Genomic DNA, 19,630 nt, shown 5'->3' with positions numbered 1-19,630 from the left:
CGACGCAGACTCGTGTCAGCACTGCGGATGACTGCGGACGACCCTCCTGGAGCGCGCATGAAGCTGCGGCCCCGCCGCGGGAAGCGACGGGCTCCCCCGTCCGACGACGGGCTGCCGAAGATGGCACAGCCGAAGTGGAACCTGCACACCGCCACGCTCGCCGAGACGAGCCTGCGCGGCCAGGCCCGGCAGCTGCCCGCGCTGATCGCCCAGGCGACCCGGCTGGCCTGGTCGGCGAGCCGGGCCGACACCGCCGCCGCCATCGGGCTGAACCTGGCCGCCGGAGTCTTCACCGCCTTCGGCCTGCTCGCCACCACCGGAGTGCTGAACGCGCTGTTCGCCGCCGGGCCGACACCCGACCGGGTGCGCGCCGCGCTGCCCTCGCTGATCCTGGTTGGGGTGGCGACGACCCTCCAGGCGGCGCTGCGCGCGGGCGCCGGCTGGGCCCAGTCGCGGCTGACCCCCCAGGTCGACCGCATGGTGGAGATCCGGCTGTTCGAACTGACCACCCGGGTGGAGCTGGCCGCGCTCGACGACGCGGACTTCCACGACGCCATGGAGCGGGCCAACCTGCGGGGGATGCGGGCGGCGCCCGCCGTCGTGCAGACCGCCGTCGACGTGCTGACGGGCGCCGTCGGGCTGGTCGCGGCCGCCGGGACGCTCGGCGTCCTGCATCCGGTGCTGCTGCCGCTGCTGCTGCTCACCGCGCTGCCCGACGGCTGGGCGTCGGTGCGCGCCGCCCGGCTGCGCTACCTCATGCTGCTCACCCTGGTCTCGGCCGAGCGCCGCAAGTGGATCCTGTCGGACCTGATGGCCAACCGGGATCCGGCGGCCGAGGTCCGTTCCTTCACCATGCGCGGGTTCCTGCTGCGGCAGTACGACCGGATCGCCGCGTACGTCCGGGACGCCGAGCTGGACCTGGCCCGCCGGCAGACGCTGGTCCGGGTCTCCGGGGACGCCCTGCAGGGGGTGGCCACCGCCGGGGTGTACGTGTCGCTGGGCCTGCTGCTGTGGCTGGGGAAGATCCCGCTGGCGGTGGCCGGCACGGCGGTGCTGGCCATCCGGACCGGCCAGACGTCCCTGGCCAACCTGGTCTACGCCACCAACCGGGTGTACGAGGAGGGCCTGTACTTCCGCGACTACCTCGACTTCTGTGCCGAGGCCGAGCGGCGCATCCCGCAGGTCCCCGCCGACGGCGCCGAGATCCCGGACGGGTTCGACCGGATCACCGTGGAGTCCCTCACCTTCGCCTACCCGGGCGCCACGGACCCGTCCCTGCGGGGGGTGACGATCGAGCTGCGGCGCGGCGAGGTGGTGGCGCTGGTCGGCGAGAACGGCTCGGGGAAGACCACCCTGGCAAAGATCATCTCTGGGTTGTACCTCCCGGACGCCGGCGAGGTGCGCTGGGACGGAGTGTCCGTCCACCGCTTCGACCAGGAACTGTTACGCGAGCGCATCGCGGTGATCGCGCAGAACTACACGCACTGGCCGATGAGCGCCCGGCACAACATCACCATGGGCCGGGCCGAACTCGACGGGGAACTGGCCAGAGCGGCCCGCGCCGCAGGCGCCGACCAGGTCGTGGACGAACTGCCCCACGGCTACGAGACCCTGCTGGACCGCCGTTTCGAGAACGGCCACGAGCTGTCCGGCGGGCAGTGGCAGCGGCTGGCGGTGGCCCGCGGCTTCTACCGGGACGCTCCCCTGCTGATCTGCGACGAGCCGACCGCGGCGCTGGACGCCCGGGCCGAGCACGCCCTGTTCGAGCGGATCCGGACGCACGCCGACGGCCGCACGGTCCTGCTCATCACGCACCGGCTGGCCAGCGTGCGGCACGCCGACCGGATCTACGTCCTCGACCACGGCCGGGTGATCGAGCAGGGCGACCACGCCGCGCTGATGGCCCAAGGCGGGCTGTACGCCGAGCTGTACGGGCTGCAGGCCGCCGCCTACCGGGCCGGGCCCGAGCCCGCCCCCGGGACGCCTCAGAGGTAGGGGCCCAACCCGTCGTCGCGGGGGGCCCGGCCGGGGTCGGGCAGGTCCTCGGGACGCAGCAGGCGCACCTCCTCGTGGGCGGTCTCGGGCAGGCCGGTGATGCGGTGGGCCTGCAACGCGACCGAGCGGGCCAGCAGGTTGCGCATCAGCCGGGCGTTGCCGAAGGACGCGCCGCGGTCGAGGGCGGCCAGGATGCGGCGGACCTTGCCCAGCACCCCGTCGGCCAGGGTGAACCCGGCCTCGGCGGCCATGAACTCGAAGATCGTGACCAGCTCGTCGTCGGTGTAGTCGGGGAACTCCAGCACGGTGGGGAACCGCGAGGCCAGCCCGGGGTTGAAGGCCAGGAACCGCTCCATCTCCGCCGCGTACCCCGCCACGATCACCACCAGGTCCGCGCGGTGCTCCTCCATCAGCCGCAGCAGCTCGGCGATGGCCTCGTAGCCGAAGTCGCGCCGGTCGTCGCCGGCCGCGGTCAGCGAGTACGCCTCGTCGACGAACAGCACCCCGCCCAGCGCCCGCTCGACCGCCGCCCGCACCTTGGGGGCGGTCTGCCCGACGTACTCGGCCACCAGGTCGCCCCGGGACACCTCCACCAGGTGCCCCGACGACAGCAGGCCCAGCCGGGCGTACACCGCGGCGACCAGCCGGGCCACGGTCGTTTTGGCCGTGCCCGGGCTGCCGGTGAAGACCATGTGCCGGGTCGGCGGGGCGATCGGGATGCCCGCGTCCCGGCGCATCTGCTCGGCCCGGGCCTCGGCCACCAGCAGCCGCACCTCCTTCTTGACCGGGGCCAGCCCCACCAGCCGCTCGATCTCGGTCAGCGGGTCGTGCGGCAGTTCCACCGGACCGGTCCCGGCCAGCGTGCCCGGGATGTCCTCCAGCAGCAGCTCGTCCAGCGACTCGTCCTCGTCGACCCGGTCGTCCTCCAGCACCCGCCGGCCCTGCATCGCCACCGCCCGGTCGAGCAGGTTGATCATGAGCCGGGCGTTGCCGAAACCCCGGTCGCGCGGCGTCGAGTGCACCAGGCTCCGCACCTTGTCGAGCACCCCGTCGGCCAGGGCGAACCCGGCGTCGGCGGCCTTCGCCGCGAACACCGCCACTAGCTCGTCCTCCGACAGGTCGGGGAAACGCACGATCCGGGGGAAGAACGCGGCCAGCTCCGCCTGCGACTTCAGCAGGCCGTTGATCTCGTTCTCGGGCCCGGCCAGCACCACCAGCAGGTCCTCGGGGCGCGCCTGGATCGCGGCGATCAGCGCGCCGACCGCCTCGCGGCCGTGCGGCGACTCGGCCGGGTCCAGCCGGTGCGCGTCGTCGACGAACAGCACCCCGCCCAGCGCCCGCTCCACCGCCCGCCGGACCTTGTGGCCGCTCTCGCTGGAGTAGTCGCCCACCAGATCGGCGCGGTCGACCTCCTCCAGGTGACCGGTGGACAGCGCCCCCACCTCGGCGTAGACCCGGCCGAGGATGCGGGCGACCTTCGTCTTGCCGGTGCCGCGGTTGCCGGTGAACACCAGGTGCCGGGGACGCGCCGCCACCGCCATGCCCGCCTCCCGGCGCAGCCGGGCGGCCTTGGCCTCGGCCACCAGCAGCCGCACCTCCTGCTTGACCGGCTCGATGCCGACACAGCCGGCCAGCTCGGCCATCGGATCGGCGTCCGCGGCGGTCTCCGGCCCCAGCCGCTGCGGCAGGTCGGCCATGGTCACCTCGTAGGGGCCGTCCCGGCCGGTCCGGTGCCGTGCCGCGGCGGCGCACTGGTCGGCCAGGTACTCCACCAGCCGGGCGTTGCGCAGGTTGAGCAGCGGCGGGGTGCGGGTCAGCAGCACCCCGGCGACCTGGGCGACGTCACGGTCGACGCCGCCGCCGTGCCGGGCCACCGCCCGGCCGAACAGCCGCGCGTAGTCGTCCTCGACGAACTCCCGGGTGCGGACGACGCGCAGCGACCGCAGCAGCGCCGGGTTGGCGTGCAGCAACCGGCCGTCGCCGCCGGGACGGCACAGCAGGACGACGTCGAGCCGTGGGCTGCGCGCGACCAGCCGGCGCAGTTCCTCCACCACCGCGGCCCCGCAGCGCTCGTAGCCGGCCAGCCGGTCGAGATCGTCGACGACCAGCAGCATCCGGCCCTCCGTGCACTCGCGGACCCGGGTCTGCAGCCACAGCACCGCCTCGCTGACCGTCAGGCTCGGGAAAAGCTGGTCGGAGATCCACAGCGCTTCGCGGACCGCCCCGCGCTCGACCAGCGCGCGTTCCAGCACCTCCACGGCCGTGCCCTTGCCGGTGCCCTCCGGGCCGGCGATCAGCAGCCGGACCGGCCGCCGGTCGCGGCTCCGGCCGGAGATCGCCTCGCGCAGCGCCGTCGCCAGCTCCGGCTGCCCGACGATCTCGTCGACGAGATCGACCCGGTCACCGGCCACATCACCGGTCGTCGGCACGGGTTCGGTGGACGCGGGACGCTCCGGGAGCCGTCCGGCGATCGGGTTCACCGGGGCGCGGCGGCGGGCGAACAGCCGGCGCAGGTCCGTCTGGAAGGCGCGGACCGGGAGCCGGCAGCGCGGGCTGGTGGCCGTGTCGGGCAGGCCCTGGACGGCCCCGGTGATCCGCACGGCCATGTCGAGCCAGGCACGGCAGGCGTCGACCTCTCCCGCCACCAGCCCGCGGGCCAGCCAGGCGCGCAGGTCGGCCTGCCAGGCGGTCGGGGAGAACCGGTCGCGCAGCAGATCCAGCCGTTCGGTCACCGCCTCGTAGCCGGGGACGCCCAGCGCGACCGCCAACTCGGCCGGCGGGCGGGACCGCTCGGCCTGCAACAGCAGCAGGGCCAGCGCGGCCTCGAACGGGCCGCCCTCGGGCGCCGCCGCCACCAGCCGCTCGTGCGCGGCGGCCAGCCCCTCGCAGGCCCAGCTCAGGTAGCCGACCGGGCCCGCCAGCTCGGGCAACGCCGCCAGGATGTCCTCGTCGGCGGACTCGGCCCAGCTCTCCTCCACCCGGCCGGGCGGGGCGGTGAGGTCCAGTTCGCGCAGCGGCGGGTCGGCCGCACGGCGGTCGAACAGCTCCAGCAGCGCCCGGCGGCGCGGCTCCAGCGGCTCCAACCCCTCCAGCAGCGCGACGCAGTCGCGGGCCAGGTCGTACATCACCTCCCGGCGCTCCCGGTCGTGCCCGGCCGGGTCGACCAGCCACAGCCCCGGGGGGCGGTAGCGGCCCGCCTGGCTGAACCAGGCCAGCGGGTCGCGGACGGGGCGCTCCGGCTTGGCCAGGAACCCCGACAGCAGCTCGAAGTCGACGTCACCGCGGGACCCCGAGCGCAGCGCGGACGCGCCCAGCAGGAAGGTCAGCAACGACCACAGCTCCGCGCCCGCCACCGAGGTCTCGGGCGCGTAGAAGTCGCTCAGCTTCCGTGCCAGCGGCACCGCCCGCTCGTCACCGGCGAGTTCCACCGCGCGTTCCCGCAGCTCCTCGTACAGCCCGTCGGGTACCCGCCACGGACCGTGCGCGTACACGTCCAGCACGGGCTCGTCGGTCAGCAGCAGTTCGAGGTGTTCCGGCAGCCGGGGGGAGCTCACCTAGAAACCTTTCTCGGGGGCGGCGTCCTTTGTCAGAACCCTACGGCCTCCGTGCGCCCCGCCGTCCGGTCACCTGACACGGGCCGCCGCCCCGATCCCCGGATCAGCTCCAGCCGGGCTGGACGCCGACCGGCGGGCCGCCGGACTGCGCTCCCCCACCCATGTGCACCGACATGGCGTGCTGGACCAACGTGATGAGCGCCTGCTTGGTCGAATCGCGGTTGCGCGCGTCGCACTGCACGATCGGCACGTGCGCGCCGATCGTGAGGGCGTCGCGGATCTCCTCGGTGCCGTGCGAGAACTCCCCGTGGAAACCGTTGATGCCGACGATGAAGGGCAGGCCCGACTCCTCGAAGTAGTCGACGGCGGCGAAGCAGTCCTCCAGCCGCCGGGTGTCGACCAGCACCACCGCGCCGATCGCACCACGCACCAGGTCGTCCCACATGAACCAGAAGCGGTGCTGGCCGGGGGTGCCGAACAGGTAGAGGATCAGGTCGCTGTCGAGCGTGACCCGGCCGAAGTCCATCGCGACGGTGGTGGTCGTCTTGTCCGGGACCGCGGTGAGGTCGTCGATGCCGGCGCTGGCCGCCGTCATGACGGCCTCCGTCGTCAACGGCATGATCTCCGAGACCGAGCCGACGAAGGTCGTCTTGCCGACGCCGAAACCGCCGCCAACGACGATCTTCACCGAAGTCATCGCTGCTCCGGCCCCCGGCGGGGAACCCGGATCAGAGCTTGCGAAGTCCACTGAGAACCCTTTCCAGCAGGCGTAGGTCGGGCTGCTCATCGGCCGGACGCTGCTGGTGCAGCCTGAGCAATCCCTCATGCGCCATATCGGCGATGAGCACGCGGGCCACTCCCAGCGGTAGCCGGAGCAGCGCGGAGACCTCTGCCACCGAACGCCACGAGCGACACAGGTCGATGATCGCTCGGTACTCCGGCGTGAGAGAGGAGATGTCGCGCGGCGGGTAGGGCGCCGCGGAAACGAGGGCCTCGATCGCCAGGTCGTATCGAGGCCGGGTGCGCCCGCCCGTCACCGTGTAAGGGCGCACCAGGGAACGCGGGTCGCCGGTCTCTGCCGGGGCGGGCGGGGGCGAGTGGCCGGGCGGCGGATCGCCCGGCCGCCCCGGCGCACCACCGGGCCCGGCACCGAAATGCCTGCCGTGGTCCACCACGGTGCCTTCCGTCGGAGTCGGTCAGGGACACTGCTGAATTCGGGTCAGTATCGGGGCGGCCCCGCGCCCAGCTCCGAGCGGAGCGCCGGGGTCAGCACCCGGCCCACCCGCTCGACGAGCAGGGTCATCTCGTAGGCCACGAGGCCGAGGTCGCAGTCGGGGGCGGCCAGCACGGCGAACACCGAGCCGTTGCGGATCGCCATCACGAACAGCAGGCCGCGGTCCATCTCGACGACGGTCTGGTTGACCCCGCCCGCGTCGAAGATCTGCGCCGCGCCGTGGGTCAGGCTGGTCAGGCCAGAAGCGATCGCCGACAGCTGATCGGCCCGGTCGGGCGGGAAACCGTCGGAGAACGCCATGGGCAGGCCGTCGGTGGAGACGACCACGGCGTGCGCGACCTTCGGCACCCGTTCGACGAAATTCGTCACCAGCCAGTTGAGATCCTGCCGGCTCACGAGCCGCCTCCTTGTTCATTACCGCCCCGGGAAGGGGGGTCCAACGTATCTTCGGGCCCTGCGTTCCGGGCCTCGGCCCGGCCACGGTGGGCGCCACGCTGCAAACTAGCGAAGCGGTTGCGCGCGAAGTCAGCCGCCTGGGTCGGTGGCTGCTCCTGCGGCGCGGGCGCAGGCGCGGCGGGCCGCTGCTGCTGGGCCGGAGGCCGAGCCTGGGATGGTACCGAACCCGGCACCCGGTTCCGGCCGGGCACCCGCTTGGGCAGGCCCGTCGAGGTGCGCCCGCCGGCGGCCGGCTTGCGGGCCGCCTCGGCGACCTTCCACCCTTCGTCCGCACGCGACTGCCACACGGGGGGCGCCTGCTCCGTGCCCTTCTTCCCCTCCTGCACACCGGGGTTACGGCGCTGGAACCACTCGGACTCCATCGCGTCGAAGATCGGCGATCGCTCTGGGGGCCGCGCGGGCGGTTCCTCGCCTCCGCTCCAGGAGACCGTGGACGAGGACTGCGCGTCGGTAAAGCCGGGCAGTGCCCCGCCGCCGGCACCCGAGACCGACGGCTGCGGGCCCGTCACACCGGTGCCGGGGCGCGCGCCACCGGGGCGCATGCCGCTCGCGCCGGGTGGGCGCTGCGGCAGGGCCTGGTTCCCCGGCTGCGCGCCGGGGGGCCGTCCGGTCGTGGGGTACGGGCCGCTCTGGTCGGAGTAGGAACCCTCGTTGACGATGGGCTGCGGGCTCGTCTGCCCGAACACCGGGTGGCCGCCCGAGGCGAGCGGGTCCCGGCGGTCGATGTAGGGATCGTCCCCCACCACCGGCTGCGGACCCGTCTGCCCGAACACCGGATGCGCACCGGTACCGGCGGGATTCCGACGATCGGCGTAAGGATCATCCCCCACCACCGGCTGCGGACCCGTCTGCCCGAACACCGGATGCGCACCAGTGCCCGCGGGATCCCGACGATCGGCGTAAGGATCATCCCCCACCACCGGCTGCGGACCCGTCTGCCCGAACACCGGATGCGCACCGGTACCCGCGGGATCCCGACGATCGGCGTAGGGGTCCTCGCCCGGGCCGGACCGGCCGAACGCCGGGTACCCGCCGGTTCCGGCGGCATCCCGATGGCCGGCGTACCGGTCGTCGGCGGGCGGGCCGGGCTCGCGCGGGGCGGGCACGGTCGGCGCCGACATGGCGGCGCCGAGCGCCCGGGGCGCGGCGGCCGCACCGACCCCGGCCGGTGCCTGCTGCTCCGCGCCGAAGCGCTGCGGAGCGGAGCCGGTCGGCTCGGAGCCCTGCGCCACCGACTGCGGGGGCAGCAGCACGAACGCGGTGAGCCCGCCCGACAGGGCGGCGCGCAGCTCGACCCGGATGGTGTGCCGGCTCGCGAGCCGGCCGACCACGAACAGGCCCATCCGGCGGGCGGCGGAGAAGTCGACCGTCGGCGGGTTGGCCAGCCGCCAGTTGGCCTCCTCCAGTTCCTCCGGGGACATGCCGACCCCGTTGTCGGTGATCTGGAGCATCGCGCCGCCGCCGCTGAGCAGGTGGCCGGAGACCGTGACGCGGGTGTGGTCGGCGGAGAACACGGTCGCGTTCTCGACGAGCTCGGCCACCAGGTGGACGAGGTCGTTGACGACCGGGCCGATCACCGACACCTCGCCCTGGATGCGCAGGCCGACCCGCTCGTACTGCTCCACCTCGGAGAGGGAGGCGCGGACGATGTCGATCAGCGGCACCGCCTGGTTCCACCGGCGGACCTGCTCCTGGCCGCCGAGGACGAGGAGGTTCTCGCAGTTGCGGCGCATGCGGGTGGCGAGGTGGTCCAGGCGGAACAGGCTGGCCAGCCGCTCCTCGTCCTGCTCGCTCTGCTCCAGTTCGTCGATCAGGCGGAGCTGCCGTTCGATCAGCGACTGGCTGCGCCGTGAAAGGTTGACGAACATCGCGTTGATGTTGCCGCGCAGCACCGCCTCCTCGGCGGCCAGCCGGACCGCCTCGCGGTGCACCTCGTCGAAGGCCCGCGCGACTTCACCGATCTCGTCGGTGGAGTGGATGTCGATCGGGTCCACGTCGATCCCGGCGGGTGCCTCGTCGGTCTCGCGCAACCGCTCCACCAGGCCGGGCAGCCGGACGTCGGCCACCTCCAGCGCCCCGGTGCGCAGCCGGCGCAGCGGCCGGACGAGGGAGCGGGCGACGAGCACGGTCAGGGCGAGGACGAGCAGCAGCCCGACCAGCAGCAGACCGCCGTCCGTCAGCGCGCCCTGGCGCGCGTCGTTCTTGAGCGCCCGGCTGTCGGCGATGACCGTGGCCACCAGCCGTCCCTCCACCTTGCGGATCTGCTCGATCCGGGCGGAGCTGGCCTGGTTCCAGGCTCGTACCTGGGCCACGCTCAGCGGGCGGACCGAAAGCGTCGGTGACGCTCCCGAGCTGATGAGCACCTGCTGGTAGAGGGATTCGACCTCACCGATCTCCGGGCCGGTGACGGTGTCGTCGTACAACTGCCGCTGGGACAGCGCCGCCGACGACCGGAACACCGCGTACTGGCTGTCCTGCAGGGACCTGATGCCCAGCAGCCGTTCCCGGTCGGCCGGGGTGGTGAAGCCACCGGCCATCAGCGTCACCGTGACGAGCGCGCGCTCCTGGGAGGCGGCGTCCTTGGCCCGGCCGAGCGCGGCGAGGGCACGGGTGCCCTCGGCCAGCTCCGTGTCCGGGCTGCCCTGGGCGATGAGGTCGCCGAACTCCAGGAACGTGGCGATGGTCTGCGAGTAGATGTCGAAGGCCGTCGCCGCGGAGGCGTTGGTCCGGCTCGACAGGCCGCGCATCGTCGGCAACGAGGAGTCGAGGCGGTACCTGATCTGGTCGACCTTGGTCCGCACCGAGGACGAATACGTGTCGTCGATGTCGCCGAGGAGGCCTCGGACGGTACTCACCGCCCGATCGGTACCCCCCTGTTGCTCACGGAGCGTAGCCAGACGCTGGCGGGATGGGCGCGCGAGGTACTCGGTTGTGAGATCCCGCTCATCCTCGAGCTCCTGAACGAGGGTGCCCATTCGGTCACTCAGCGTAGCCAATTGTTCGATGCGCGTGAACACCAGCGCATCCTGGGCTGAATCCCGCACGCGCAGCCCGGCGAGCATCGCCGCCAGGATCGCGGGGATCACAATCAGCGCGACGAGCCGCACCGGGACGCGCCAGTTCGACAGCTTCAACCGCTGCCGGGCGGAACGCCTGGAAGGCGGCTCGACCTGCGGTTTTTCCACACCTCGGGGGGGCTCGGCCACCGGGCCCGGGGCGCGGTCCCGCTCAATTGCCGGTCGCACTTCCCTCCATCACCTCTCACCGGATCGACCACCGCCGAGAGGGGGACGTTGGGGCCCGCCCTGGTCCTCCGGCACCTGTGACGCGTGGGTCATTGGAGCACAGAGTAATCCCCCGGTCCAACCGGACGTTTGAAACTTATGCCAAATTGACAAGGATGTCTGATTTATGCCTACTTGTCGGTTTCTACGTTTTTGGTGCGGACGTACAAAAAAACTACGAAGTCAAGAGTTACGTTCGGTAACTGCGCTAGAGTCCCCGCCGTCCCGGTAGCCCCACCGGGCATCCCCCGTCCCCTGACGTTCGAAGGAGCGTTCATGAAGTTCGCTCGTCTGCGCCGCGTTTCCCTCAGCGGTGCGATAGCCGCCGCGCTCGCGCTCTCCGCCACGGCCTGCGGCGGTGAGACGGAGGCCTCGCCGACCGGGCTGGAGAAGTCCGAGATCAAGGTCGGCGTCATGTCGATCATCGAGGGCGCCGCCGTCCAGATCGCCATCAACAAGGGCTTCTTCAAGGCCGAGGGCCTGACCGTGAAGCCCCAGCCGATCAGCGGTGGCGCCGAGGCCATCCCCAAGCTCAAGGGCGGCAGCCTCGACATCAGCCACGGTGGCCACGTCGGCTACTTCCTCGCCCAGGAGCAGGGCGCGCTCAAGGTCAAGATCCTCACTGAGGCCTCTTCCATGTCGAAGAACCTCAACGCCGTCCTGGTGCCCAAGGACTCCCCGATCCGCAGCCCCAAGGACCTGGCCGGCAAGAAGATCGGTACCAACGCCAAGGGCAACCAGGTCAGCCTGCTGCTGCACGCCGCCCTCCAGCCCTACGGCGTGCAGATCGACGAGGACAAGAGCATCGTCGAGGCCCCCTTCCCCAACCAGGAGGGGCTGCTGAAGTCCAAGAAGGTCGACGCGATCATCGTGCCGGAGCCCTTCGTCACCCAGGTCCAGCAGACCATCGGAGCCCGCCTCCTGACGGACTTCTCGACCGGCCCGACCAAGGACTTCCCGATCACCGGCTTCGCCTCGACCGAGGAGTTCGCCGAGAAGAACCCCAAGACGGTCGCCGCCTTCCAGCGCGCCATGGCCAAGGCCCAGGCGCTCGCCTCCGACCGGGCGGTGCTCCAGCAGGTGGTGCCCCAGTACACCAAGATCCCGGCGAACGTCGTCGCGGTCGTCAGCCTGAACGGCTTCCCGACCTCGACCAGCGCCACCCGGCTGCAGCGGGTGGCCGACGTCATGCAGCAGTTCGGCTACCTGAAGACCAAGCTGGACGTGAAGTCCCTGGTGATCGAGAACGGATGAGAAAGATCCAGATCGTTCGGGGGACGATCGGAGTCGCAGGGGCGGTCGCGGTCGCCGAGCTCGCTTCACGAAGCGGGCTCGTCGACCCGGCCGCCCTGCCTGCGGCTTCCACGGTCCTCCAGCGAGCAGCCGAACTCACCGTCGACGGGGAGTTCCTCGCCGACGTCACCGACACCCTGAAGGCATGGCTGGGCGGGCTGGCGCTCGCCACGCTCATCGCCCTCGCCGCGGGGCTGGCGCTCGGTTCCACCCCGTGGCTGGGCCGGGCCAGCCGGATCGTGGTGGAGTTCATGCGGCCGATCCCGTCGGTCGCGCTGATCCCGCTGGCCATCGTCACCTTCAGCTCGGCCACCCAGTCGAAGATGGCGCTGGTCTGCTACGCGGCCACCTGGCCGATCCTCATCAACACGCTCTACGCGCTGCGCGACGTGGACCCGCTGGCCAAGGAGACCCTGCGCAGCTTCGGCTTCGGCCCCGCCGCCGTCCTGCTGCGGGTGAACCTGCCCAGCATCGCCCCGTTCGTCGCCACCGGGGTGCGGATCTCCGCCTCGGTCGGCCTGGTGGTGGTCATCAGCACCGAGCTGGTGGCCGGGGGCGAAGGCATCGGCAGCTACCTCACCGAGACCCAGTCAGGCGGCGGCCGGCCGGACCTGATGCTGGCCGGCGCGGTCTGGGCCGGCGTCCTGGGCCTGCTGATCAACGCCGTCCTGGTGGCGGCGGAGCGGCGGGCGTTCCGCTGGCACACCGTACGAACGGGAGCGTCCGCATGACCGCACCCGCGCAGGCGCCCGCGGTGGCGCCCGTGAAGACACCGCCCACGAAGCGGCCCTCCGCACTGCGGACCCTGGCCGGTCAGCTGTCCCGGCTCTGGCTGGCGGTGCTGCTGGTCGCGGTCTGGGAGATCACCTGCCGGGCGATCGGCGACGCCTACTTCCCGCCGCCGTCCGAGATCGTGCGGGCGATGTACGAGCTGTGGTTCTCCGGGCCGGCCGACCGGCTCTTCCTGACCACCGACGCCATCGACGACTTCCGGCCCAGCCTCACCCACGTGTTCGGTGGCTGGTTGATCGCCGCCGTCGTCGGGGTGGCCCTCGGCCTGGTCATCGGCCGGTTCCGGGCGCTGGGCGACTTCCTGGACCCGGTGCTCCAGTTCGGCCGGTCGATACCGCCGCCGACCCTGATCCCGTTCTTCATCGTGGTGCTCGACCTGGGCGCCCAGATGCAGGTGACGACGATCGTGTTCGGCGTCGTCTGGCCGGTCCTGCTCAACACCATCGACGGGGTGCGCACCGTCGACACCCTCCAGCTCGAAACCGCCAAGGTGTTCGGCATCACCGGGCTCTCCCGGCTACGCCGCATCGTCCTGCCCGCGGCCGCGCCCAAGATCTTCGCCGGGCTCCGGGTCAGCCTGGGATTCGCCCTCATCCTGATGGTCATCTCCGAGCTGATCGGAAGCACCAGCGGCATCGGCGCCCGGCTGATCAGCGCCCAGCGCAGCTTCGACATGGCGGAGATGTGGGCGGGGATCATGCTGCTCGGCATCCTCGGCTGCCTGATCAACGGGGCCTTCGTCCTGGTGGAACGCCGTCTCCTGGCCTGGCACGGCGGCGCCCGCCGCCTCGACGACACGTGAGGATGATCTGAGTGCTCGAGATCGAGAACCTGACCCACGCCTACGGTTCCGGCCCACTGATCGTCGGTGGGATCGACCTGCGCGTGGAGGCCGGTGAGCTGGTCAGCATCGTCGGCCCCTCGGGCTGCGGCAAGTCGACCCTGCTGCGGTGCATCGCGGGGCTGCAACGGCCGTCGGGCGGTCTGGTCACCAAGGACGGCAAGGTCGTGGAGCAGGTACCCGACGACCTCGCCGTGGTCTTCCAGGACTACAGCCGCTCGCTGTTCCCCTGGCTGTCGGTCCGCGACAACGTGGCGCTGCCGCTGCGCCGCCGCGGGCTGAAGCGGGCCGCGCGCCACGAGGCCGCCGACCAGGCACTGGAGTCGGTCGGCCTGGCCGAGGCCGGATCCAAGTACCCCTGGCAGCTGTCGGGCGGCATGCAGCAGCGGGCGTCGATCGCCCGTGCGCTGGCCTACCGGCCGACCCTGCTGATCATGGACGAGCCGTTCGGCTCGGTCGACGCCCAGACCCGCGAGGATCTGGAGGACCTGCTGCTGAGCGTGCGCGGCAACGGCGGCATGACCATCCTGCTGGTCACCCACGACATCGACGAGAGCGTCTACGTGGGCGACCGGGTGGTGGTGCTGACCAAGTCGCCGACCAGGGTCCGCGCCGACCTGCGGGTGGGACTGCCCGCCAAGCGCGACCAGATCACCACCCGCGGGCTGCCAGAGTTCGTGCACCTGCGGGCCGAGGTGGGGCGGCTGGTCCGGGGCATCGGAACACCCGTCCAGTCCGCCTCCTGAACCCCGGAAGGAGACCGGCGCCATGCGCGTCCTGATCGTCGGGGCCGGGATCGGCGGCCTCACCACCGCGCTCGGCCTGCATGCCGCCGGTCTCACCCGGATCACCGTGATCGACTCCGCCCGGGCGTTGCGCCCGCTGGGAGTCGGCATCAACCTCCAGGCGCACGCCACCCGGGAGCTCACCGAACTGGGGCTGGGCGACGCGCTGGCCGCCGGCGCGCTGCCGGTCGGCCACTTCGCCCACTTCGACCGGCACGGCAACCGGGTCTGGGGCGAGCCGCGCGGGCTCGGGCTGGGCTACCGCTGGCCGCAGTACTCCGTCCACCGCGGCCGGCTGCAGATGCTGCTGCTCCAGGCGGTGCGCGAGCGGCTGGGCGAGGCCGCGGTCCGCTCCGGCACCGCCTACCTGGACCACACCGACGACGGGACCGAGGTCACGGCCCGGCTGCGCGACGTGCGCACCGGCGCGGAGTCCGCCCTGCCCGCGGACGTGCTCATCGGGGCGGACGGGCTGCACTCGGCGGTGCGGCGGCGGCTGTACCCCGGCGAGGGCGCCCCGCTGTGGAACGGCGTCCGGATGTGGCGTGGGATGACCGAGGCCGAACCGTTCCTCGACGGCCGGACGATGGTCGTGCTGGGCACCCGGCACCGCACCAAGTTCATCGCCTACCCCGTCTGCCCGGAGGCCGACGGGCGCGGCCGGGCGCTGGTGAACTGGGTGGCCGAGTCCCAGGAGACGGTGACCGAGCTCACCGAGGTCGCCGACTGGAACCGGGCGGGCCGGGCCGAGGACGTGCTGCGGCATTTCGCCGACTGGCAGGTGGGCTGGCTGGACGTCCCCGGCCTGATCGCCGGGGCCCCGCAGGTCCTGGAGTACCCGATGGTCGATCGCGACCCGCTGCCGTCCTGGGTCTTCGGCCGGGTCGTCCTGCTGGGCGACGCCGCGCACCCGATGTACCCGGTCGGCTCCAACGGCGGCTCCCAGGCGATCCTCGACGCCCGGATCCTGGCCCGCGAGCTGGCCTCGACCGGTGATCCCGTCGCTGGGGCGGCCGCCTACGACGCGATCCGCCGGGAACCGGTGAACCGGCTCGTGCTCGCCAACCGAACAAACCCGGCAGACGCCATCATGGAGACCATCTCCCAGCGGGCCCCCGCGGGATTCGACCGGATAGAAGACGTGATCACTTCCGCGGAGCTCGCCCCGCTGATCGACGGCTACCAGTCGATCACGCACACGGACGTGGCCGAGCTCAACTCCCGCCCCTCCTGGACGCCCGTGCTCCGCTGAGTCAGCCGGCGGGCAGGCTCCCGGGTCGGTGGCGACCCCGCGGGAGGCGATCACTTGGCGTCGGCGTAGCAGTCGACGACGGCGACCTCCAGCGGGAACACGACCGGGGTGGGGCCGAAGACCAGCCGTCCGGCCTCCGCCCCGGCGGCGCGGACGGCGTCCGCCACGGCCTCGGCCCGGTCGCGCGGGGTGTGCACGATGACCTCGTCGTGCTGGAAGAAGACCAGGTGCGGGGCCGTGCCACGGCCGGCGAGGCCGGCGAGCCGGCCGCGCAGGGTCGCCAGCAGCGCCAGGGCCCAGTCGGCGGCGCTGGCCTGGACCACGAAGTTGCGGGTGAAGCGACCCCGGCCGCGCAGCGCCGAGCCCGACCGGTCGGTGTCGTCGGTGGCGGTGAGGTCACGCCAGGCGGCGGTCGGCGGCGGGCAGGTGCGGCCCAACCGGGAGCGGACCAGCCGGCCCGCCTCACCCGCCCGGGCCGCCGCCTCCACGTACTCGAAAGCGGTGGGAAACCGGTGCCGCAGCACGGCGAGGAGCTGCCCGGCCTCTCCCCCGCCGCCGCCGTACATGGCCGAGAGCAGGGCGATCTTCGCCTTGCCCCGGGCCTCGGCGTGGGCGTCGCTCCCGGCCCGGGCACCCCCGTACACCTCGGCCAGCGCCGAGTACAGGTCGCCGTGCGAGGCCGCGGCGGCGAAGGCGCGGTCGCCCGCCAGCGCGGCAAGCACCCGGGGCTCGAGCTGGGCCGCGTCGGCGACCACCAGCGCCCAGCCCGGATCGGCCACCACGGCCCGGCGCAGCACCCGGGGAATCTGCAACGCACCGCCGCCCCGGCTGGCCCAGCGGCCGGAGACCACCCCGCCGACCACGTACTCGGGCCGGAACCGCCCGTCGCGCACCCAGGTGTCGAGCCAGGACCAGCCGTGCGCGGCGTGCAGCCGGGCCAGTTCCTTGTACTCCAGCAGCAGCGGCACCACCGGATGGTCGACCCGGTTCAGCACGTACGCCCGGGTGGAGGGAACCGACACCCCCGTGGCGGCGAACGCCCTGAGCAACTGGGCCGGTGAGTCCGGGTTGACCGGGACGCGCCCGCCGAACGCCGTGCCGATCAGGTCGGCGAGCTCCTGGAGCCGGCGGGGCCGCAGCCCGGGCCCGGGCCGGGGACCCAGCGACTCCGTGAGCAGGGCGTCGTGCAGGTCGACCCGCCAGGGCAGGCCGTGCCGGCTCATCTCCGCCGCCGCCAGGCCACCGGCCGACTCGGCCGCGGCCAGCAGGCCGAGCGGCTCCTCCGCCGCGGCCAGCCGCCGCACCTGGTCGGCGTGCACCTCGATGATCGCGTCGAGGTCGTCGTCGGGCGGCCCGCCGAACAGTGCGGGCTGGACCGAACCGTCGGGCGGCCCGGCGTCGGCGGGCACCGGCGCGCCGCGCAGCCGGGCCCGGGCGGCCGCCACGGACCGGGGCTCGCCGTACCGGCCGGCATGGCCGAGCAGCAGGCCCTCGACGAGTTCGAGGTCGTGCGCACGCGCCACCCGGCCGCCGTCGAGCACCGCGGGATAGACACGGGAGGTCGCCGCCCAGACCCACCGGGGCGCGTGCGCCCGCTCCGCAGCGACGATCGCCGCCGCCAGATCGGCGACCGGCTCGGGCGGCCCGGCCGGGACACCCTCGTCGGTCAACGGGCGGAGCACTCCCCCGCCACCCGCCCGCCCCGCCACCGCGATCCGCACGGGCACATTCTGCCCCTGCCCTCCGACAATTCCGCCGGACGGGTGGCGGGGCGCGCACTCCCTCGCTACGCGGCGTCGTTTCCGCCTTCACCTCGCTCGTTCGCTACGCGGCCGCTCGTCCCTCACGGCCACTCCGCTCACTCCCTCGGCTCAGGCGGCCAGCGGGACCTGCTGGCCGGGCGGCGTCGAGCCGTAGCGGTCGACGACCTTGTTCAGCTCGATCTGGTAGTACAGGCTGCCGCTGCCGAACAGGAAGATGTACAGCAGGATGCCCACCCCGCCGCTGCAGGTGGGCTGGAGGCCGGCCGCGCGCTGCGCGTCCCGGATGTGGTTGCCCAACTGGTAGGCGACGATCAGCGGCCAGATGTAGAGGGTGATCCAGCCGAACAGGATCGACAGCAGCGCGTTGGTCGAGCTGATGTTCCGGCGCCGGTCGAAGTCGGCCAGCTCGGAGTGCACCTTGAAGAACCAGAAGATGCCGTAGAAGCCGAGCGTGATGATCGGCATGCCGAGCCAGACGCCGACCGGGTTGCGGCGCTTCATGTTGTAGCCGGAGGACGCCGGCGCGTGGTTCTGTGCGGGCATCGGGGCGTAACCGCCCTGTCCGGACGCCTGCTGGTAGGGCTGGCCTTGCTGGGGGTAACTCATCCGCGACTCCGAAATGAGGGACTTGATCGTGGCCCAACCGTCCCCCACCACGCCCCCCGGGTCCGCGGTAACGGACGCGTATGCGAGATGGCAGCCGGGGCTGGACGGCCACCGGTAGACGAGGCCGTACTGTACGGCAGAGCCCTGACAGCCGCAGGTTTAATGGGAAAATCCCGGAATTAATTCAGCCGCATCACATTATCGTGCCCTTACCGCAAACTGATCGTGACCTCGTCCTCACATGGCGGATCGAGTTCGTTCTCCCCGCATCCGGTCACCCCGTAGCACCTGATCGTCAATTCCGTCTCGGTCACATTGACGCGCAGGAAATTCTTGAAGAACGGCGGCCGGTCCCAGTCGGCCAGTTCCGACCGGAAGCGCTGCGGCAGCCTGCGGACGGGCAGCCGCAGCAGCCGGGGTCGGTGCCGGTGCCGGCGCGGCACTCCGAGCAGGACCGCCACCAGCCGGGCACGCAGGGACGGCCGTGGAGACACACCGCCGTCCGGGCGGGTCGTCGGCATGCCCAGCCGGTGCGAGACGACCCGTGCGGCCTCCGCGGGGGTCAGCTCGAACAGCCGGGACAGCCGCGTCCACCTGCCGTACAGCCGGCTGTAGCGGGAGAGCGAGTCACCGCGCAGCGGGTAGCAGCGGAACCCCCCTTCGTCCACCACGGTGGTCTTCGGGATGGTGTGGGTGGCGTGCATGAACGCCCCGCCGCCACCGGACACCACGTACTGGATCACCCGGTCGCCGACCGGCACGGGATAGCGCTGGTAGTTGTGGATGTCACCGCCGATCGCGGCGACGTAGTGGTGATCGGGGTCGCGCACGATCTCGTCGATCGTGCCCCCGCCCTCGATCGGCCCGGGGCGGGAGGAGTCGTCGACGTACAGCGGTTTGCCGGTGACCAGCAGTTTGGGCTTGTCTCCCGCGGAGACCCGCCGCAGCCAGGCGGCCTGGTCCCGGTCGATGCCGCCGGTGATACCGGTGTCGATGCCCACGATCCGCAGCGATGGGGTGTCGACGGCCCAGTACGGGCCGGGCTGGAACGGATGCCGGCGCTCGTCGGCGCGCCACTTCCCCACCTCGGCCAGCGTCGCCGCCGCGGCAGGTCCGGGCCGCCACCACAACCGGCGCAGCAACGGCCCGAGCGGGCCCCGCCACGGCGGCGGCTCGGCATCCCCGGTCACGTCGCAGAAGACCCGCATGAACCCGGTCAGGCCGTCGTACCAGTCGTGGTTGCCGGGGATCGCGTAGATGGGGGCCTGGTAGTCGGCGTAGGGCCGGAAGAACTTGCCGGGGTAGCCGTCGAGTTCGCCCGCCGGGTAGATCACGTCACTGCACACGACCATGAAGTCGGTGTCGGCGCCGACCGCGAGCATCGGGGGCACCACCGCGTACTGGGACCGGTCGCCCTCCCCGGTGTCGCCCAGCAGCAGGAAGGAGAATTCCGGCTGCTCCCGCACGATGGTGAAGGCCGGATCGGCGTCGCGCTCGGCCAGCGTCGCGACCCACTTCCGGCGCATCGCATGGGAGGGGTCGCCGAACACCTTGGCGATCACGTCGTTGCGCGAGCGCCACAGCACCCGCGGATGCCGCCAGGAGAACCGTTGCACCCCGTCGGGAAGCTCGGCGTGCCGGGCCGGCGTGCCGCAGTGCCAGCCGGCCCCGGCCTCGGAGACGCGTGAACCGCCACGTGTGACCACGTCGTCGGCGTCCACCTGCACCTCCGGGGGATGGGGGCTTCCGGGAAGTCCCGCGCAACGATCCGTGGG

14 protein-coding genes are annotated in these 19,630 nt (G+C 72.4%); 6 read left to right on the top strand and 8 right to left on the bottom strand.

The window, feature by feature from the left end; genetic code table 11:
• Nucleotides 1-57 precede the first annotated feature (57 nt).
• Complete coding sequence (locus DPM19_RS29205; protein WP_233510892.1) at nucleotides 58-1,995, top strand: ABC transporter ATP-binding protein; 1,938 nt, start codon at nucleotides 58-60, stop codon at nucleotides 1,993-1,995.
• Here DPM19_RS29205 and DPM19_RS35505 read toward each other — a convergent pair.
• The 5 genes from DPM19_RS35505 to DPM19_RS29170 all read right to left on the bottom strand — a co-directional run bounded on the left by DPM19_RS35505 (nucleotide 1,986) and on the right by DPM19_RS29170 (nucleotide 10,424).
• Nucleotides 1,986-5,549 carry an AAA family ATPase gene (locus DPM19_RS35505; RefSeq protein WP_158566931.1) on the bottom strand — a complete coding sequence of 1,188 codons (3,564 nt, stop codon included), beginning with the start codon at nucleotides 5,547-5,549 and terminating at the stop codon, nucleotides 1,986-1,988. The genes DPM19_RS29205 and DPM19_RS35505 overlap by 10 nt on opposite strands.
• Nucleotides 5,550-5,652: 103 nt before the next feature.
• The gene (locus DPM19_RS29185; protein WP_111871273.1) at nucleotides 5,653-6,246 is read right to left on the bottom strand and encodes a GTP-binding protein; all 594 of its coding nucleotides are present in this window, start codon (nucleotides 6,244-6,246) and stop codon (nucleotides 5,653-5,655) included.
• A gap of 31 nt (nucleotides 6,247-6,277) precedes the next feature.
• Entirely contained in the window at nucleotides 6,278-6,721 is a 444-nt protein-coding gene (locus tag DPM19_RS29180; protein ID WP_111871272.1) for a DUF742 domain-containing protein, read from the bottom strand.
• Between the two features lie 47 nt (nucleotides 6,722-6,768).
• Nucleotides 6,769-7,179, bottom strand: a complete 411-nt coding sequence (locus DPM19_RS29175; RefSeq protein WP_111871271.1) for a roadblock/LC7 domain-containing protein — start codon at nucleotides 7,177-7,179, stop codon at nucleotides 6,769-6,771.
• Nucleotides 7,176-10,424: a sensor histidine kinase gene (locus tag DPM19_RS29170; RefSeq protein ID WP_407642576.1), complete on the bottom strand. Its 3,249-nt coding sequence runs from the start codon at nucleotides 10,422-10,424 to the stop codon at nucleotides 7,176-7,178. The genes DPM19_RS29175 and DPM19_RS29170 overlap by 4 nt, the downstream gene beginning before the upstream one ends.
• A gap of 375 nt (nucleotides 10,425-10,799) precedes the next feature.
• On the opposite strand from DPM19_RS29170, the gene DPM19_RS29165 reads away from it, so the two are divergent.
• Genes DPM19_RS29165 through DPM19_RS29145 form a run of 5 tightly spaced genes read left to right on the top strand, consistent with a single transcriptional unit; the run spans nucleotide 10,800 to nucleotide 15,486 of the window.
• Nucleotides 10,800-11,777, top strand: coding sequence for an ABC transporter substrate-binding protein (locus DPM19_RS29165; protein ID WP_111871270.1), 978 nt, complete (start codon nucleotides 10,800-10,802; stop codon nucleotides 11,775-11,777).
• The gene (locus DPM19_RS29160; RefSeq protein WP_111871269.1) at nucleotides 11,774-12,547 is read left to right on the top strand and encodes an ABC transporter permease; all 774 of its coding nucleotides are present in this window, start codon (nucleotides 11,774-11,776) and stop codon (nucleotides 12,545-12,547) included. Before DPM19_RS29165 ends, DPM19_RS29160 begins: the two co-directional genes overlap by 4 nt.
• On the top strand, nucleotides 12,544-13,410 hold the full coding sequence (locus DPM19_RS29155) for an ABC transporter permease (RefSeq protein WP_111871268.1): 867 nt from the start codon (nucleotides 12,544-12,546) through the stop codon (nucleotides 13,408-13,410). Before DPM19_RS29160 ends, DPM19_RS29155 begins: the two co-directional genes overlap by 4 nt.
• Nucleotides 13,411-13,421: 11 nt before the next feature.
• Nucleotides 13,422-14,195 (top strand): ABC transporter ATP-binding protein, encoded by a 774-nt coding sequence (locus DPM19_RS29150; RefSeq protein ID WP_111871267.1) that lies wholly within the window; start codon nucleotides 13,422-13,424, stop codon nucleotides 14,193-14,195.
• A 22-nt stretch (nucleotides 14,196-14,217) separates the two neighbouring features.
• Nucleotides 14,218-15,486, top strand: coding sequence for a flavin-dependent oxidoreductase (locus DPM19_RS29145; protein ID WP_111871266.1), 1,269 nt, complete (start codon nucleotides 14,218-14,220; stop codon nucleotides 15,484-15,486).
• 50 nt (nucleotides 15,487-15,536) lie between these two features.
• On the opposite strand, the gene DPM19_RS29140 is transcribed toward DPM19_RS29145, so the two are convergent.
• From DPM19_RS29140 to DPM19_RS29130, 3 genes are all read right to left on the bottom strand, one after another.
• Nucleotides 15,537-17,207 (bottom strand): bifunctional 3'-5' exonuclease/DNA polymerase, encoded by a 1,671-nt coding sequence (locus tag DPM19_RS29140; RefSeq protein ID WP_199485342.1) that lies wholly within the window; start codon nucleotides 17,205-17,207, stop codon nucleotides 15,537-15,539.
• A gap of 150 nt (nucleotides 17,208-17,357) precedes the next feature.
• Nucleotides 17,358-17,855: a DUF4234 domain-containing protein gene (locus DPM19_RS29135; protein ID WP_111871264.1), complete on the bottom strand. Its 498-nt coding sequence runs from the start codon at nucleotides 17,853-17,855 to the stop codon at nucleotides 17,358-17,360.
• Nucleotides 17,856-18,064: 209 nt separating this feature from the next.
• Complete coding sequence (locus DPM19_RS29130) at nucleotides 18,065-19,576, bottom strand: metallophosphoesterase family protein (protein WP_233510890.1); 1,512 nt, start codon at nucleotides 19,574-19,576, stop codon at nucleotides 18,065-18,067.
• Nucleotides 19,577-19,630: the final 54 nt, after the last annotated feature.

It is taken from the genome of Actinomadura craniellae, from assembly GCF_003289645.1.
GTDB lineage: Bacteria > Actinomycetota > Actinomycetes > Streptosporangiales > Streptosporangiaceae > Actinomadura_D > Actinomadura_D craniellae.
Note: the sequence above shows the minus strand (reverse complement) of the source record. Positions and strands in the feature narration are given on the sequence as shown.

What these genes read in the sequence shown, in the direction of transcription:
- DPM19_RS29205 (WP_233510892.1), top strand. Translation starts at nt 58, where the DNA reads ATGAAGCTGCGGCCCCGCCGCGGGAAGCGACGGGCTCCCCCGTCCGAC.
- DPM19_RS29185 (WP_111871273.1), bottom strand. Translation starts at nt 6,246, where the DNA reads ATGACTTCGGTGAAGATCGTCGTTGGCGGCGGTTTCGGCGTCGGCAAG.
- DPM19_RS29165 (WP_111871270.1), top strand. Translation starts at nt 10,800, where the DNA reads ATGAAGTTCGCTCGTCTGCGCCGCGTTTCCCTCAGCGGTGCGATAGCC.
- DPM19_RS29160 (WP_111871269.1), top strand. Translation starts at nt 11,774, where the DNA reads ATGAGAAAGATCCAGATCGTTCGGGGGACGATCGGAGTCGCAGGGGCG.
- DPM19_RS29155 (WP_111871268.1), top strand. Translation starts at nt 12,544, where the DNA reads ATGACCGCACCCGCGCAGGCGCCCGCGGTGGCGCCCGTGAAGACACCG.
- DPM19_RS29145 (WP_111871266.1), top strand. Translation starts at nt 14,218, where the DNA reads ATGCGCGTCCTGATCGTCGGGGCCGGGATCGGCGGCCTCACCACCGCG.
- DPM19_RS29135 (WP_111871264.1), bottom strand. Translation starts at nt 17,855, where the DNA reads ATGAGTTACCCCCAGCAAGGCCAGCCCTACCAGCAGGCGTCCGGACAG.